This window comes from Microbacterium sp. ZW T6_19, assembly GCF_044987465.1.
GTDB lineage: Bacteria > Actinomycetota > Actinomycetes > Actinomycetales > Microbacteriaceae > Microbacterium > Microbacterium natoriense_A.
This window is the reverse complement of sequence record NZ_JBJDRH010000005.1, coordinates 103,161-119,962: the sequence shown is the minus strand read 5'-3', so window position 1 is coordinate 119,962 and position 16,802 is coordinate 103,161. Positions and strand designations below refer to the sequence as shown.

Here is a 16,802-nt window from a genome sequence, read left to right as displayed (position 1 = left end):
ATGCTCGGCACCCGTCTCGCGGTTCAGGCGGTGCTCTGGATCTACGCGGGCGTGGCGTTCGGGCCGATCCTGCTCGTGCTCCTCGGATCCCTCCGGCCAACGAATGAGATCCTGCAGAATCCGATCGCCCTGCCGACGAGCTTCGATCTGTCCAACTACGTGCGTGCGTGGGAGTCCGCGTCGCTGGGGACGTATTTCGTCAACTCCGTGTTCATCACCATCTGCTCGGTGGCGCTGTGCGTGAGCGTCTCGGTCGCCGCGGCGTACATCATCACCCGAAGAGTGTTCCGTGGACGGGCATTTCTGGCCGCCTTCTTCATCGCCGGGCTGATGGTCCCCGCGAAGCTGGGGCTCCTGCCGATCTATTACATGTTCCAGGCCGGCGGGCTGGTCGACACCCATCTCGGACTGATCCTGCTCTACGCCGCCAGCGGCATCCCCTTCACGATGTTCGTGCTGATGGGATTCATGCGCGGACTTCCGGTCGAGCTGGAAGAAGCTGCGCGCCTCGATGGCGCCAACGACGGACGCATCTTCTGGTCGGTCATCCTTCCCCTGGTGCGGCCCGCCTTGGCGGTGGTCACGATCTTCCAGTTCGCGCCGACATGGAACGACTTCTTCTATCCGCTCGTCCTCCTGCGAGACACCGACAAGTACACGATCCCCGTCGGCTTGACCCAGTTCTTCGGTGAGTACTCGGCCGACAGGGGCACGTTGTTCGCGGGTCTGATCATCGCGCTGCTTCCGCTTGCCATCGTCTTCGCCTTCGCCTCCAAGCAGATCATGTCGGGCCTGACCGCGGGGATCAGCAAGTGAGCGCGGTCGCCGCCATCGACGGGGGCAAATCGGGCCTGCGCATGCGCATCGTCGGAGACACCGGCGAATCAGAGGGAAGCGGACCGGGGTTCGTGTACTCCGGCGAGGCGGCCGACCACGCCGCCATCCTGTCGTCGGTGCGGACAGCCCGCGAAGACGCGGAGGCCGGAACGGAGCAGGCTCTCGACGCCGTCGTCCTCGGCCTGACGGGAGTTCCCGGTGAGCCGGCAGAGCGCTCGGCATTGGCGTCAGCTCTCGAGCGGGAACTCGACGCGACCGTTCTGCTGCTCGATGACGCGATCCTCGCCCACGCCGGCGCGGTCGACGGCCCGGGCACGGTCGTGTGCGCCGGGACCGGAAGCATCGTCCTCAGCATCGACGAAGACGGCGCGGCGACGTCGGTGGACGGATGGGGGCCGATACTCGGGGATCGGGGCAGCGCATACGCGATCGGACTCGCGGGCTTGAGAGCGGCCGCAGGCGCGATCGACGGTACCGCCGTCGAGACCTCGCTCTCCGCAGAGCTCCGACGACTGCTGGGCGGCGACGTCTCCATCGCCGCCCTCCAGCGGTTCTACCGCGACGGCTCGACGTCGACGCCGTCCGTCGCCGCGTTCGCCCTCGAGGTCGCCAAGGCGGCCGAGACCGGTGATCGCGCCGCGTCGTCGATCCTGCAGGACGCGGCCATCGAGCTCGCCGAGACGATCGTCTCGGCCGCGGCCCACGCTCCAGGACTCCCGATCAGCTACTCGGGCAGGATGCTCGCCGTGAACGCGTCGTTCCGCGAGGCGGTCGGGCGTGAACTGGGGTCGCGGGGCCTCTTCCTCGCAGCCCCGAGAGGCGACGCCCTCGCCGGCGGCATCCGCCTCGCACAGCAGCGGGCGCACGGAGGATCTGCAGGCCTCTACGAGAAGGCCATTCGCGCCTGGGAAGGAGAGCGGCTTTGCTGAAGCTCGGCCACGGAAAGGCGACGCTGAGCGTGGTGCTCGGCGAACAGCTCGGCGGATACATCGATCGGACGGAAGGGGTGCTGGGATCGATCGAGCCGCTCGAGGTGCATGCCGTCAGCGTCGAAGGGGATTCCTCACGGCTGGTGCTTCTCGTCGTCGACCTCATCTGCGTGAACACCGATCTGGTGGCGCGGATACGCGCAGCGGCCACGGATCTCGGCGTGTCGGACGTGTGGGTGTCTGCCACCCATGCGCACTCCACCCCGGAGGCCGGATGCTACCCGGGCGGGGCGGCGACCCCGAAGGCGCTCGCCGATCGTGTCGTCCGGTCCTCTCTCATCGCGATGCGGAGAGCGATCGCCGCCGAAGCCCCGGGGCGGGTGCGCGCCGTGCGCAGCGTCGTCTCGGGAGTCGCCGGCCGCCGGAATGTTCCCCCCGGCGAGACCCCTCGAGTGCCCATCGACGTCCTGATCGTGGAGGAGATGGCCCCGAGCGACGAGAGCCCGCGCATCCGGGGCATGCTGGTCATCTCTCCGGTGCACCCCACAGTGCTTCCGCCAGACAACAGACTCGCGAGTGCGGATCTCACCGGCGGGATACGGCGGGCGCTCGCACGCGACGCCGAGTGGGTGGTCGCTGCGACCGGAGCGGCGGGTGACATCAGCACCCGGACGACGCGACAGGCGAGGGACACGGCTGAGGTGAACCGGCTCGCCGCACGGATCGCGGATGCCGTTCGCTCTGCGATCGCCGAGGGCGCGGATGAGCGCCATTCGGAGGCCGACGCGACGCTCACGGCACCGCTCGCCACGACGCTCGATCTTCCGGCGCGACCTCGGACTCCCGATGCGACCGCCGATGATCGGCCGGCGCACCGGGATCCGTTCTCGGCGCGCAGACAGATCGTGCTCGAGCAGGGCATCGCGATCGCCGAAGAGAGTCGCGCGCGGCTGTCGACTTCGCAGCACAGCGTCACGATCGAAGTCTGTGCACTCGGAGAGGTGCAGCTCGTCGCGATTCCTGCGGAGCTGTATCTCGGATTGGCCGAGCAGATCCGCGATGGCAATCCCGCGCATCCGACGATCGTCCTCGGCTACACCAACGGCTATCTCGGCTATGTCCCCGACCGGGAGGCGCCGCTGAGCTACGAGACCGTGGTCAGTCCGGTGGCTGAAGGAAGCGGCGAAGCGATCGTCGCGACAGCGCTCGGACTGCTGTCGGATGCCGACACAGCCACCGCCCTCGTGAAATGACCGCTCTCGTGAAGGAGACATGATGACCGACCTCGAGTATCCCGCCACCGCTCTCGACCACATCGGTCGGGTGCTCGACACCCAGCGGGCGCCGATCTCGGAGGCGACCGCACTGCTCGCCGCGGCGATCCGCCGCGGCGGCATCGTGCAGGCGTTCGGAACGGGCCACTCTCGGGCGGTCACGCTCGAGCTCGCCGGGCGGGCAGGGGGACTCGCCGCTGTAGGCATGATGGCGGTCAAGGACCTGGTGCTGTTCGGCGACGTCGCCGCGGCCGACATCCTCGATCCCAAATACGAGCGCACTCCTGGACTGGCGGCGCGGATCTATGAGCTCGCAGCGCCGCAGCCCGAGGACGCGTTCGTCATCGTGTCCAACTCGGGCATCAACGCCGCGATCGTCGAGATGGCGGCGATCGCCCGATCCCATGGTCATCCGATCGTCGCGATCACCTCGCTGATCCACAACGCGAGCGTCGCCACGAGGGACGACGCGGGCCGAAACCTCGCAGACCAGGCGGATGTCGTCATCGACAACTGCGCGCCGGCGGGCGATGCGACCATCGATCTCGGCGACGGAGTGCGCATCGGCGCGGTGTCGAACCTCACCGGCATCCTCATCGCACAGATGCTCGCCGAAGGGATCACCCGTGAACTGAAGCGGGCCACCGGCGCCGCCCCGGTGTTCATCTCCGCGAACCTTCCCGAGGGAGACGCGCACAATGCGGCGCTGTACACCGCCTACGGCTCGAGGGTCAGACCGATCGAACCGTGAGGTCGCGGTCGAGTCGGTATCGGTGTGCGATCCGGTGAGGCCGGTACCGATCCAGACGAGAACGACGCAGCCCGGTCCGGGGTTGGGGAGGCTCTGCAGGCCGCCACTCTTGTATTTATGAAATGCCCTTGTGTAATCTGATCGCGTCAGATCAGTCCCAACGAAGGGCAGGCCATGAGCAACACCACTCTCGATCCCACGCGCCGCAGGCGCAGAGGAGGGATCGCCGCGGCGATTCTCTTCGCCGTCCTGGGGTCCTCGCTTATCGCGGCCGCTCCCGCGCAGGCCGCGGGGACGACCTACTACGTGGACGCCGGCGCAGGAAGCGACAGCAATGCCGGAACGAGCGCCGCGCTTCCCTGGAAGTCGCTCGACAAAGTCACGGCGTCGAGCTTCGCTCCGGGGGACAGCATTCTCCTCAAGGGCGGGGCGGCGTGGACCGGCAGCGTCACGATCACGTCGTCCGGAAACGCGACGGCGCCGATCACGCTCGGGTCCTACGGGACGGGAAAGCCGCGGATCAACGGGAATGCTGCTGTCACCAACGCGGTCACTGTGCGAAACGCGCGGTACGTGACAGTTGAGAATCTGGAGGTCACCAACTCCGCCGCTTTCACGACGTCGACCACCGACATCCGTCGCGGAATCTACGTCGAGGCGAAGGACATCGGCGAGGTCCAGGGGATCGTCATCCGCAACAACTACGTCCACCTCGTCGATGGTCAGGGCAAGTCCGGCGGTATCGGCGCCGGCGGCATCACGATCGGCGTGCGAGGCAACAGCGTGGCCACCTGGTTCTCGGGTGCGCGGATCACCGGCAACGAGGTGGGCGACATCAACGCCTACGGCATCTCGACGTTCACAACCTGGTGCAGCGGCTGCGAGATCTACTCTGCAGAGACAGGGATCCCGACGTCGGAGATCTCATCCACTCGCAAGGCGTTCACGGGCTTGTGGATCGATCAGAACTACGTTCACGATGTGACCGGTGGCGGCATCACCCCGCAGTACGCCGACAACGCTCTGGTGGAGTGGAACACGGTCGACCGTGCCGCCAGTCACCAGCTCCTCGCCGGCGGCGGAAACGTCGGGATCTGGTGGCAGGGCACGAAGGGCATCGTCGTGCAGTACAACACCGTGCGGCGCACCGCTGTCGAAGGGATCTACTCGAACGCCGACGGCCAGGCGTTCGACGCCGACATGGGCACGCAGAACAGCGTGGTCCAGTACAACATCAGCGACAGCAACAACGGCGGATTCTTCATGTGCCTGATCTCGGCGTATCAGAGCCAGGTGCGTTACAACCTGAGCGTCAACGACAAGCGTCTGATCTTCCGTTTCCTGTCGGGCTGCGGTGGAACCCGGGCGCACAACAACACCATCTGGACATCTGCGACCCCGGGGCCGACGTTGACAGCTCCCGGAGTGAACGGAGCGCCGAAGCCGCTGACCGGCATCGTCGCGACCGACACCACGAGCAACTCGATCGCGCGCTCGCAGGCTGTGGCGGACAACATCATCTACAACCCGTCGAACGCGCCCTACAACGTGGCCGGGCAGGCCGTCACGCCGTACTCGCACAATCTCTACTGGAACGGCACGGCCGGCACGACTCCGGCCGCCAACGACGTCAACGCCGTCGTCGGTGATCCTCAGCTGGCGAACACCTCAGCTGCCCTGCCGGCGAGCGGCTACATCACGCCCGCGCAGTTCCGCACCTACTTCGCCGCCTTCGCCCCGATTTCCGGTTCGCCGGTGCGGAACAAGGGCGTCGCGGAATGGGGACAGGCGAAGGATGCTCTCGACACGAAGGTTCCTGTCGGGGCGGTAGACCTGGGCGCCGTGCAGCATGCGGTGAGCGCGACGGCGTCGACCAGCCTCGGTGCGTCGGCCGGATCTGTGGCGAACGTAGCGGATGGAGATGCGTCGACATCGTGGGCGGCTGCGAACGGGGCTGCGCTTCCCGGAGACGTCACGATCCAGTACGGCGAGCCCCGACTGATCGACGCGGTCACACTGGCTCTGGCCTTCGGTCAAGGACAGGGGCCGACGACCGTCGACGTGCAGACGTGGAACGGGACGAGCTGGGACACGAAGCTGGCCGACGCCGCGATCGCATGGTCGTCCAACAGCGCCGCGGTCGAATTCAAGCGGCTGATACTGCCTGCGGCGGTGACGACCGAGCGCATCCGGCTCGTCGTGAAGGCCGGCAACCTCACCTGGGGCCACGTGGCTCTGAACGAGGTGTTCGCCTCTTACCGCGGCATCGCGGCAACCAGTATGGGTGAGCTCTCGTCGACCAACACCACGGCGGCGATCGTCGACAACAACCCCGCCACCTCCTGGGCGTCGGAGGGGTCGACCCTCGGGTACCTGCAGATCGATGGTGCACCGGTGACGGCGACCTCGATCACGGTGAAAGCCGCGTTCGGGCAGGGCCAGGGGCCCACTCAGCTGTTCGTGCAGGCGCTCAACGGCGACACGGGCACGTGGCAGACCGTGCTGCCCACTACGGCGGTCACATGGTCGACCAACACGGCCGCAGTGGAGACGCGGACGCTGACGTTCTCCGCTCCGGTGACCGCGACGCGCTTCGAAGTGCAGTTCTCGAGCGCGAATCTGACATGGGGTCACGTCGCGGTGAACGACATCGTCATTCAGTAGCGAATGAGCGGTGGGGGCGACGAGCGCGGCTCGCCGCCCCCACTCTTCACGTGATGCGCAGCACGGATCGGGCCACGTGATCGCGGCTCAGCGCGACGCCCCCGCGGGCGACCGCCGAGTGCCCCAGGCTGGACGCGCGGAGCTCGACCGGAAACAGGGTGAGTTCGTTGACGGCATCCCTGAGCGGGCGGAGGAGCCGGTCTCCGAGTTGTGCGACCCCGCCGCCGATGACGACGACCTCGGGATCGATCACGAGGCACAGCGCCGCGACGCCTTGGGCCAGATCCAGAATGAAGTGGTGGAGGCGCTGTCGTGCGTCTGCTCCGCCGGCCGCGGCATTCGCGAATGTCTCCTCGATCGATCCGGCATCACCCGCCAAGCGGTCGTAGACGCCGTCCCAACGTGTGGCGGAGAACGCGCCGATCTCGCCCGCTCCGCCGTGGGTCCCTCGGAGAAGTCGACCTTCACTGATCACGCCGGCGGCGACGCGGCGGCCGACGATGACGTTGACGGCGCTTGTCACGCCTGTGGCGCTTCCCCACGCATGCTCGGCGGCGGTCGCGAGCTTGGCGTCGTTCTCGAAGAGCACATCAGCGGTCGGGAACGCATCGCGGATGCGCTGAGACAGCCTGAACTCCTGCCACGCGGGGACCACGACCGTAAGGCCGATGTCGCCCGCGGAGCTGACGATGGCGGGGAGGCCCACAGTAAGGGCGATGATGCGCTCCGCGGTGGTGCCGGCTTCGCCGAGCGCAATACGCAGGCAGTCCTGCATGGCGTCGAGCGCGTCCTGCCCGCCGGTGAGATCCAGGTCGGAGATTCGGAAGGTGGCCAGCTCCTCGCCGCGCATCGTGGCGACACTGCACACGACATTGTGCGGTCCGAGGTCCACGCCGACCACCACGCGTGAGTGGTCGGCGAATTCGTATCGCTTCGCTGGCCGTCCTGCGCCGTTTCCCGAGGTGCGCGGTGGCGACTCGATGACCCAGTCATCGTCGATCAGTTGAGCGAGGGCGCCCTCCACCGTGGGTCGGCTGAGATTGCACGCCCGGGCGATGTCCGTGACGGACCGATCCTGGTCCGAATCGATGAGGGTTCTCAGGACGGCTCGCTCGTTGATCCAGCGCAGGGTGGCGACTTCGCTGCCATCTAGGTATTGCACGTTATCAAGTATGGATCTCACCGCCCCAGGACCGGCCATTGCCCTAATATGAAAGGCTCCTGTATATTAACGCAAGACCGCCGCCGCGCGGGGAGAAGTTTCACAGAGGAGTGCCATGCCCACGCCCGTACGCATCGCCGTCGTCGGAGCCGGCGCACGCGGAACCAACTATGCACGACTGGCAGCCCGCGGGGAGGGGACCGTGTCGGCCGTCGCAGAGCCCGATCCCCAGCGCCGTCGGATGTTCGCAGAAGAGTTCTCGCTGCCGGATGACGCGGTCTTCACGACCTGGGAGGATCTGCTCGCCGCCCCGAGGATATCCGACGCCGTCGTGATAGCCACCCAGGACCGCGCGCACTCCGAACCGGCCATCGCGTTCGCCCGCGCCGGGTACGACATCCTGCTCGAGAAGCCGATGGCGCCGACGGAAGCGGAATCGGAGCTGATCGTCGACGCCGTCGAGGAGTCTCGGGTGATCATGGCCGTCGGCCACGTGATGCGATACAGCGACTACACGCGAGAGCTCAAGAGAATCCTGGATGCCGGAACCATCGGGAAGATCGTGTCGATCGAGCACCTCGAACCGATCGGCTGGTGGCATTTCGCGCACTCGTACGTGCGGGGGAACTGGCGGCGTGAGGCTTCTTCGAGCTCGATGCTGATGGCGAAGTCCTCGCACGATCTCGACTGGCTGTCGTACATCTCCGGTCGAGCGGTGACCAAGGTCTCATCCTTCGGCGGGCTCTACTGGTTCCGGCCCGAGAACAAGCCGGCTGCGGCCACCGACCGCTGTGTCACATGCCCTCTGCAGGACACCTGCGCGTACTCGGCGACGAAGATCTACGGAGGATTCCTCGACGACCCGGCGTACCAGGTGTGGCCGCTCCAGGTGATCACTCCTTCGCCGACCAAGGACAGTGTCCGTCAGGCTCTCGAAGACGGGCCGTACGGAGAATGCGTCTACAACGGCCAGAACGATGTTGCCGATCACCAGGTCGTCAACCTCGAGTTCGATGACGGATCCACGGCATCGTTCACCGCCGTCGCCTTCACTCAACTGGACTTCCGGAAGACGCGGATCTTCGGAACCGCGGGTTCGATCGAGGGAGACGGCCAGATCCTTTCCATCTTCGACTTCGCGACGGGAGATACCCGCGTGGTCGACACGATGCCGACAGGCGGGGCGAGCGCGGCGGATGGTCACGGGGGTGCGGATGGACGTCTCGTCGAGTCCTTCCTGCGCGCGGTGTCGACGCGCGACACCACGCAGGTCTCTTCCGCGCGTGAGAGCTTCGGATCGCACAGGCTCGTGTGGGCTGCAGAGCGCTCCCGCGAGCTGGCAGAGGCTGTAACCGTATGACGAGCAGCGGCGACGAGCGGGGCCGCGCTTCGGGGTGGATCGATCAAGGCCGTGTTCTGTCGGGAGCGATGCACTACTTCCGGGTGCACCCGGATCAGTGGCGGGATCGCCTTGAGCGACTCGCGGCGATGGGCTTGGACACGGTCGAGACGTACATCCCGTGGAACTTCCATGAGCGTGTCCGAGGAGAGTTCGACTTCGCAGGCTGGCGCGACGTCGTGCGCTTCATCCGTCTCGCCGAGACGAACGGTCTGGGAGTGATCGTCCGGCCAGGCCCGTTCATCTGCGCCGAGTGGGACAACGGGGGCCTTCCCACCTGGCTGGGCTACGACCATCCGGTGGCCCTGCGCACGAGCGATCCGCATTTCCTGGCGCCGGTCGACAGATGGTTCGACGAGCTCCTTCCCCTGCTGGTGCCGCTGCAGCGGACCAACGGGGGGCCGATCGTCGCGGTGCAGGTGGAGAACGAATACGGCTCCTTCGGATCCGACCTCGACTATCTCGTGCATCTTCACGATGGATTGCGCGCTCGCGGCATCGACGTTCCGCTGTTCACGTCGGACGGTCCCACTGACCTGATGATCGACAGCGGCACTTTGCCGGAGGTGGACGTCACGGCGAACTTCGGCAGTGGCGCCGCGAAAGCGATCGCCGTTCTCCGGCGGCGCCGACCCGGTCAGCCGATTTTCTGCGCAGAGTTCTGGGGAGGCTGGTTTGACCACTGGGGACGGAGCCACAACGCGCGAATGGCTGCGGACGTCGTCGCCGCTGTTCGGCCCTTGCTCGATGCCGGCGGATCCGTCAACATCTATATGGCGCACGGCGGCACGAGCTTCGGCACCTGGCCTGGGGCGAACATCGATCACCAGACTTTTCTCCCGACCGTCACGTCGTACGACTCCGACGCACCGATCGGGGAGGCGGGAGAACTGCGTGAGAAGTTCTGGGCGCTGCGCGAACTCTTCACCGAGACGAGCGGGCGCCGTGCTCCCGCGCCCCCTCCGCCCCTCCCGGTCCAGACCCCGCGGGTTCTTCCCATCCGGCTAGGTGCGCCTCTGCTCACCGCTTTGCGGGGGATCGCATCGGTCGTCGCCGATTCAGCTCTTCCGCTCGCGCAGGAAGAGCTGAGGCAACCGGCCGGCGTGACGCTGTACGAATCGACGATCTTGATCCCTCAGGGGGAAAGCGTGCTCCGGGTGCACGAACCCAGAGATCGCGCGTGGGTGTTCCTCGACGGCGAGCTCGTTCATCGCGTTGATCGGAACATGCCGGACGACGGGTACGGGCTCAGCGGCGAGCGACGAACAGCGGCGCTGTCCGTCGTCGTCGAGAACGAGGGCAGGGTCAACTTCGGCCGACATGTCGGTGAGCGCAAAGGGCTCCTCGGTGGGGTGAGTGTCGACGCACACGGTGTTTCGCGCTTGGTGCACGGGTGGCGGCAGTACGCCGTCGACTTACAGTCGGTCGACGAGGTTCCGGCTGTCGGCGCGACGAGACTGGCGTCCGAGGGTGACGGAATCCCGGGGCTCTACGGCGTGACGGTGGACTGCGAGGCCGTCGCCGACGCCTTCCTCTCCCTGCCCGGGTGGGAGAAGGTGTACGTGCGGCTCAACGGGTTTCTGCTCGGGCGACTCGACCGACGAGGCCCGCAGCAGACGCTCTATGCGCCGGCTCCGTTGTGGGTCCCCGGAGACAATGAGATCGACATCCTGTCGATGGGTGAAGCCGGGGAAGCGCTTGCCATCTTGGACTGTCCTGATCTCGGCCCTGTGGAGCAATACACCTCGCACTGAGAGTGCTTCGGATTCTTCCCCTGAACAGCGTTTTAAACCAAAGGTTGTATTACATAGGGTCCTTGTGTAATACTGCCTTCAAGAGGCACCGCAGCCCGATCTCCCCGCTCTCGAGAAGGCCTCGACTTCACCCGAACACACGAGCAGTATCCGACAGGAAGGAGCGCGCGATGAAGTTGTCGCGACGCAGTAAGTCCATGATCGCCATCGGCACCGTTGCGATGGCCACGATCGTCTTCTCGGGCTGTGGTCAGAAGACCGGAGGCGGCGACGCCTCCGGATCCTCCGATGACAGCATCACCTACCTGACCTCCTGGCCGGCCGACACTCCCCAGGCGAAGATCTTCGCGGAGGCTGCCAAAGCCTTCACAGCGGAGAGCGGCATCAAAGTCGACATCAAGGAGCTCGGCAACGGCGGAAGCGCCGACATCATCAACGCATCGTCCACCGGCAACGGTCCCGATCTGTTCGACAACGCTCCCGACCACGTCCCCGCCTATCGAGAGGCGGGCCTGATCGAAGACCTGTCGGACGTCCTGTCGGCGACGCCTTTCGGCGAGGACTCGACCATCGAATCGGTCTACCCCAAATCCGTCCTGGCAGCGGCATCCGACAGCGACGGCGTCGCTTTCATCCCGCACACCATCCTCTCCGGCGGCGTATGGTTCGACGCGACTGCTCACCCCGAGCTTGCGACGGACGCTCCGGCGACGTGGGACGAGCTCAAGGCCAAGTTCGCCGAGCTGAAGGCGGCAGGCGAGGTGCCGATCGCGCAGGAAGGCGGCAACGCGTCGTACAACGTGCTGTGGTTCTATTGGCTCATGCTGCGCTCGCACGGCCCCGGCGCGATTCTGGATCTCAGCAAGACCACCGACGCGTGGGATGACCCGGCCGTACTCGCCGCCGCTCAGGAGGTCGCATCGATCCGCGAGTACTTCCAGGACGGCTACGAGGGTTCCCGCTACCCGAACGCGCAGAGCGCCTGGGCGCAGGGCGACTACGTCCTCGACCTCAACGGCTCCTGGCTGGCCGGCGAAGTCAAGTCCGTCGTTCCCGAGGGCACGGCTCTCAGCACGTTCCCATTCCCCGCCTACGGTGACTCTTCGCAGTCGGTCGAGGAGCTCAACGTGCTCGGATGGACCGTGAACGCCAAGGGCAAGAACCCTGAAGGCGCGAAGAAGTTCGTCGAGTTCCTGGTTCAGAAGGAGTACATCGAGAAGATCGGCACGGATGCGCTGAACATCCCGGCCCGATCGGATGTGAAGGCTCCCGACTCTCTGGCCGCCATGCAGGAATCGGTCCTCGCCAGCACCGCGACGACCGGCTACATGGACACGGCGGCCGCGAACGCGCCCACCTGGTACACCGACGTTCTTCTCGCCCTCGACGACCAGCTCGTCTTCGGCAAGATCACGCCCGAGCAGTTCGTCGCTCAGGGCAAGGAGAAGACCGCGGCCTACATCGCGAGCGGCACTCCGTAGTGAACAGCACCACCTCTCGTAAGCGGGGACTGCGGGCCTTCATCTGGCCCGCAGTCCTCGTGTACACCGTTCTCTTCGTCGCTCCCGCCGTCTACGGTGCGGCGATCAGCTTCTTCGACTGGCGCGGACTGGGTACCGCCGCGACCTTCAAGGGTGTCGACAACTACGTGTTCATCCTGACCGACGAGGCGTTCCGGCAGTCGTTCATCAACACGATCGTGCTCGCGATCGTCGGCGGCATCCTGGTCTTCCTGATCGCGTTCGCCTGCATGGCTGTGCTGCGCGAGATGAAGGGGCGCGGATTCATCCGCTCGGTGGTCTATCTGCCTAACATCATCTCCCCGATCGCGATCGGCGCGGCCCTGAGCTTTGCGCTCGATTCGCGGGGCGCGCTCAACCAGGTGCTCTCGTGGATCGGTCTCCCGCCTCAGTCGTGGCTCGGCCCTGACCTCGTGTTCCGCTGCATCATCGCGGGCCTTGCGTGGTCTGCGGCCGGGTTCTACGTGATTCTGCTGATGTCCGCTGTCGACAACATCCCGCACGACCTGTACGAAGCCGCCTCGCTCGAAGGCGTCACCAAGATGCAGGCGTTCAGGATGATCACCATCCCGCTCTCCTGGGACGTCTTCGCCACCTGCTCCGTTCTGTGGGTCATCGGGTCGTTGAAGGTCTTCGAGATCGTGCTGGCCTTCACAGGCAGCGCCAACTCGGGTGTGCCGGTCTCGGCGCGCACCGTCGCCATCCAGCAGTACATGGCGTTCAAGGATCCCTCCGGCATGCCGCGCCTCGGGGTCGTCTCGGCCATCGGTGTCGTGATGTTCCTCCTGTCCCTTGTTCTCGTGTGGCTCACCCGACGCCTCACTCAGAGAGAGGCCCTCGAACTGTGACCTCGACGATTCCGCACACACCCTGGGTTCGCCCGGAAGAGACTCCGCTTCGCAAAGTGGGGCGGCTGCTCGGGGATCACATCGTTCCGACAGCGATCAAGGTCGCCGTCTGGGCATGGGTGCTGTTCAACCTGGGCCTGCTCGCATGGGTGGTCATGACCAGCTTCAAGTCGACGCGCGACATCCTCCTCGGGCCCTTCGCGTTGCCGACCGAGCTCCACTTCGAGAACTACGCCACTGCGTGGGACACTGCCGGATTCGGCACGGCAACGCTGACGACGCTCGTGTTCGTGGCTGCCACTCTCCTCATCGTCATGGCGATCTCGGTGCCGGCGGCGTACGGGCTTGCGCGCCGGATGGATCGCACGGCGTCTCGCCTCACGACCTACTTCGCGATGGGTCTCGCGCTGCCCATGCAGACGGTGCTGATCCCGTACTTCGTGGTCAACAACAACGTCGGACAGTTCATGATCGACTGGGTGACCGGGTGGTGGGATCCGCGAATCGGACTGATCGTCTTCTACGCCGCGACCGCCACGCCGTGGACGGTGTTCGTCCTCACATCCTTCTTCCGATCGTTGCCCGCATCTCTCGAGGAAGCCGCGCAGCTCGATGGGGCAGGGCCGTGGCTCACATTCCGGAAGATCATGCTGCCGATCGCACGCGGACCGGTGACGACTGTCGCGATCATCACCGCCATCGGCGCGTGGAATGAGACCCTCCTTGTTCTGTTCCTCGTGCCGGACGGCGCGATGAGGACTCTCCCGGCGGCCCTGCTCAACATGTACTACGGACTGCAGTACACCTCCAACTGGGGTGCTCTCTTCGCCGGCGTGGTCCTGCTCGTGGGGCCGATCGTGGTCGTCTTCCTGTGGCTGGGGCGCCGGGTGATCGAAGGGGCGACCCTCGGGGCCAACAAGTAGAGCCGAGTCCAACCGGGACCCGGACGCAACGAAAGGCGCGGACCATGACCGATGTGCAGCTCTGGGGGCATTCCGCCGTCTCGCTCGAGAAGAACGGCAGGCGGCTCGTCATCGATCCCGGCGTCTTCAGCGACACCGACGGACTGGATCGAGCGGATGCCGTGCTCATCACCCACGCTCATCCCGACCATCTCGATGTCGCGGCAGTGGCGAAGATCGGCGCTCCGGTCTGGGGCGATGAGGAGGTCGCCGCTCTGCTGGCATCATCCGGAGTCGCCCGCGACCGCATCCATGCAGTGTCGCCAGGTGAGGTCTTCGACGCCGCCGGCTTCGAGATCCGCACCCTGGGTGGAGTCCACGCCGTCATCCATCGCGACCTTCCGGCCGAATCGAACATCGCGTATCTGATCGACGGCGAGTACCTGCATCCCGGTGACTCGTTCACTCCGGCGCCGCCCGGCGTTGACGTGAAGGTGCTGTTCCTTCCTGCAGCCGCTCCCTGGCTGAACTTCACCGACGTCGTCGACTACGTCCGTGCGGTCGACCCCCGGGTGGCGATCCCCATCCACGAAGCGCAGTTGAGCGAAGCCGGTCTGGCGCTCAACGACCGGGTGCTCGGAGGGCTGATAGGAGAGGTCGACTATCGCCGAATCGGTCGCGGCCAATCCGTTGATCTGCTGCGAGACCTTCAGGCATAGCGGGCCGCGGGACGGCAGGGCGGTGAAAGCCGCTCCGCGTGCCTTCCATCAATCTCCGTCAGGCGCCTCGCCGCGATAGCCCAGTTGGTGGCTGATCGCCTCCGTCGTCGCGAGCAGGGTGTCGAGGTGATCGCGGAGCTGATCGAGATCGACCCGGCTCCGGAAGGCGGTGACCGACACCGCGCCGGCGACCTCACCGGCGTGATCGCGCACCGGCGCCGCGATGCAGTTCGACAGGTCGTCGTACTCTCCGTCGTCGACTGCCCAGCCACGCTCCTGGACGCGGGTCAGCTCTCGCTCGTAGCTCTCACGATCGGTGAACGACCGCGCGGTGTAGGCCGGGAAAGTCACCCGATCCAGCACGGTGCGTCGGATCTCGCTCGGCACGTGCGCCAGTATCGCCTTGGCCACGCCGGCGGTGCTGACCACCACGTCGCCGCCGATCTCGGTGTTCAGCACGATCGAGTCGTGAGGCTCGATCTTGTCGACGTAACGGATGCGGTCGCCGTCGAGCACCGCGAACTGCACGGTGAGGCGCAACTCGTCGCTGAGCGCCTTCAGATGGGGATGCGCGATCCCGCGCAGGTCGAAGTGCGCCATGGCCGACTTCGCCAGAGCCGCGAGGCGGAAGCCCGTGCCGAACACTCCGGGTCGGGTCTGGCGCACCAACCCCGCCTCCTGCAGCGTGAGCAGCGTGCGCAACACGGTGGTTCGATGCACCCCCAGGATCGTCGCGATCTCTCCGGCGCTCCGCGGCTCGGCGCTGCACAGTTCCAAGATGGTGATCGCGCGGGAAACGGTCGAACTCATGTACTGATCATGCCGGTTCTGACTCCGGGTTGCGCTCAACGGTGACGCCCACTCGCAGGATGGCGTTCGCGAACCTCCGCGTGTCACCGGTGACTATGCACAGTGCGAGATCCGGCGAACGGGTGAGCGCCATGAACTCCGACCGCGACACGTACTCGTGCGGCTTCTCGCCGAAGACCGAGTTCGTCTCGCGGCTGACGGCACGCAACGCCTCGTCGGGAGCGGCCATCGATGTGACCGCCTCGATCTCGATCGTCGCCCCCACGAGCGCGGCCACCCCCGGTACGAGCGGCGAGCCGGAGGTGAGCGCGAGGTGCACGACGACAGCTCGGGGGTTGACGGCTGTCGCCGCCGCGAAGTGCGCATCGGCGATGAGCACGAGAGACCCATGGCCGGCACGTGCCAGGGCGTGCAGCACTTCCGGGTGGGTGATCGGCGTGCGCAGCATCAGCTGAAGTGCTGTCCGCCGTTGACGTCGAGAACGACGCCGGTCGTGAACGATGAGCTCGGCGAGCTGAGCCAGGCGACCGCGGATGCGACGTCGGCGGGACTGCCCGCACGACCGACAGGGATCGCGTTGACGGTGTCCCTCTTCGAGGCGGCCGTGGTGAACGTGTCATGGAACGGTGTCGCTTCGATGAACCCCGGTGCGACGGCGTTGACAGTGATTCCCGCCGGAGCGAGTTCGCCGGCGAGTCCCCGCGTGAAGCCGAACAGCCCCGCCTTCGCCGTGGCGTACGCGGTGGCGCCGGCATGCCCGCCGCTGCGCCCGGCGAGCGAGGCGACCGTGACGATGCGTCCCCCCTCGCTCATCAAGGGGAGCAGGTGGTGCGTCACGAGGAATACGGAGTCGACGTTGAGCACCTGCACGCGACGGAAGAGTTCGTACGGCATGTCGACGATCGCCGACCGCTGGACGAGTCCTCCCGCGTTATGGACGAGGATGTCGAGTCTTCCCGCGGCGGCGACGCTGTCGTGCAGGCGCTGCACCTCGTCTTCGACCGTCAGATCGACGCGAAGCGCCGTGGCCTCCTGGCCCTCGGGCGTCCGGAGACGCGCGAGGGCGATCGCGTCAGGCTCGTGAGAGCGGTAGGTGATGAAGATCCGCGCGCCCCGGCGCGCCAGCTCTTCAGCGATGGCGGCGCCGATACCGACGCCTCCTCCGGTGACGAGTGCCGTTCGTCCGCTCAGTTCGAGCGTTGCGGTCCGGTCGTGTTCGAGTGAGTTGGTCAT

General features: G+C 66.2%; 15 protein-coding genes. 11 read left to right on the top strand and 4 right to left on the bottom strand.

Annotated elements, in window-relative coordinates:
• The 5 genes from ACI3KT_RS09540 (at position 1) to ACI3KT_RS09520 (ending at position 6,455) form a co-directional block, all read left to right on the top strand.
• Positions 1-816, top strand: coding sequence for a carbohydrate ABC transporter permease (locus tag ACI3KT_RS09540; protein WP_292904478.1), 816 nt, complete (start codon positions 1-3; stop codon positions 814-816).
• Positions 813-1,766: an N-acetylglucosamine kinase gene (locus ACI3KT_RS09535; protein ID WP_404903876.1), complete on the top strand. Its 954-nt coding sequence runs from the start codon at positions 813-815 to the stop codon at positions 1,764-1,766. The genes ACI3KT_RS09540 and ACI3KT_RS09535 overlap by 4 nt, the downstream gene beginning before the upstream one ends.
• Complete coding sequence (locus tag ACI3KT_RS09530; protein ID WP_404903874.1) at positions 1,760-3,019, top strand: hypothetical protein; 1,260 nt, start codon at positions 1,760-1,762, stop codon at positions 3,017-3,019. Before ACI3KT_RS09535 ends, ACI3KT_RS09530 begins: the two co-directional genes overlap by 7 nt.
• A gap of 19 nt (positions 3,020-3,038) precedes the next feature.
• On the top strand, positions 3,039-3,791 hold the full coding sequence (locus ACI3KT_RS09525) for a sugar isomerase domain-containing protein (protein WP_404903872.1): 753 nt from the start codon (positions 3,039-3,041) through the stop codon (positions 3,789-3,791).
• Positions 3,792-3,965: 174 nt separating this feature from the next.
• Complete coding sequence (locus tag ACI3KT_RS09520) at positions 3,966-6,455, top strand: discoidin domain-containing protein (RefSeq protein ID WP_404903870.1); 2,490 nt, start codon at positions 3,966-3,968, stop codon at positions 6,453-6,455.
• Positions 6,456-6,501: 46 nt separating this feature from the next.
• On the opposite strand, the gene ACI3KT_RS09515 is transcribed toward ACI3KT_RS09520, so the two are convergent.
• Entirely contained in the window at positions 6,502-7,617 is a 1,116-nt protein-coding gene (locus ACI3KT_RS09515; protein ID WP_404903868.1) for an ROK family protein, read from the bottom strand.
• A gap of 115 nt (positions 7,618-7,732) precedes the next feature.
• Here ACI3KT_RS09515 and ACI3KT_RS09510 point away from each other — a divergent pair, with 115 nt between their 5' ends.
• The 6 genes from ACI3KT_RS09510 to ACI3KT_RS09485 all read left to right on the top strand — a co-directional run bounded on the left by ACI3KT_RS09510 (position 7,733) and on the right by ACI3KT_RS09485 (position 14,759).
• The gene (locus ACI3KT_RS09510; protein ID WP_404903866.1) at positions 7,733-8,977 is read left to right on the top strand and encodes a Gfo/Idh/MocA family protein; all 1,245 of its coding nucleotides are present in this window, start codon (positions 7,733-7,735) and stop codon (positions 8,975-8,977) included.
• The gene (locus ACI3KT_RS09505; RefSeq protein ID WP_404903864.1) at positions 8,974-10,770 is read left to right on the top strand and encodes a glycoside hydrolase family 35 protein; all 1,797 of its coding nucleotides are present in this window, start codon (positions 8,974-8,976) and stop codon (positions 10,768-10,770) included. The genes ACI3KT_RS09510 and ACI3KT_RS09505 overlap by 4 nt, the downstream gene beginning before the upstream one ends.
• Positions 10,771-10,940: 170 nt before the next feature.
• Entirely contained in the window at positions 10,941-12,251 is a 1,311-nt protein-coding gene (locus ACI3KT_RS09500) for an ABC transporter substrate-binding protein (protein ID WP_404903862.1), read from the top strand.
• Complete coding sequence (locus tag ACI3KT_RS09495) at positions 12,251-13,138, top strand: carbohydrate ABC transporter permease (RefSeq protein WP_404903860.1); 888 nt, start codon at positions 12,251-12,253, stop codon at positions 13,136-13,138. The genes ACI3KT_RS09500 and ACI3KT_RS09495 overlap by 1 nt, the downstream gene beginning before the upstream one ends.
• Before the next feature lie 56 nt (positions 13,139-13,194).
• Positions 13,195-14,061, top strand: a complete 867-nt coding sequence (locus ACI3KT_RS09490) for a carbohydrate ABC transporter permease (protein ID WP_404903858.1) — start codon at positions 13,195-13,197, stop codon at positions 14,059-14,061.
• Between the two features lie 44 nt (positions 14,062-14,105).
• On the top strand, positions 14,106-14,759 hold the full coding sequence (locus ACI3KT_RS09485) for an MBL fold metallo-hydrolase (protein ID WP_404903856.1): 654 nt from the start codon (positions 14,106-14,108) through the stop codon (positions 14,757-14,759).
• 48 nt (positions 14,760-14,807) lie between these two features.
• Here ACI3KT_RS09485 and ACI3KT_RS09480 read toward each other — a convergent pair whose 3' ends face one another.
• From ACI3KT_RS09480 to ACI3KT_RS09470, 3 genes are read right to left on the bottom strand one after another with little or no spacing between them, the layout of a single operon-like run.
• On the bottom strand, positions 14,808-15,569 hold the full coding sequence (locus ACI3KT_RS09480; protein ID WP_404903855.1) for an IclR family transcriptional regulator: 762 nt from the start codon (positions 15,567-15,569) through the stop codon (positions 14,808-14,810).
• A 7-nt stretch (positions 15,570-15,576) separates the two neighbouring features.
• Positions 15,577-16,017, bottom strand: coding sequence for an RbsD/FucU domain-containing protein (locus ACI3KT_RS09475; protein WP_404903853.1), 441 nt, complete (start codon positions 16,015-16,017; stop codon positions 15,577-15,579).
• Positions 16,017-16,802 (bottom strand): SDR family NAD(P)-dependent oxidoreductase, encoded by a 786-nt coding sequence (locus ACI3KT_RS09470; protein WP_404903851.1) that lies wholly within the window; start codon positions 16,800-16,802, stop codon positions 16,017-16,019. The genes ACI3KT_RS09475 and ACI3KT_RS09470 overlap by 1 nt, the downstream gene beginning before the upstream one ends.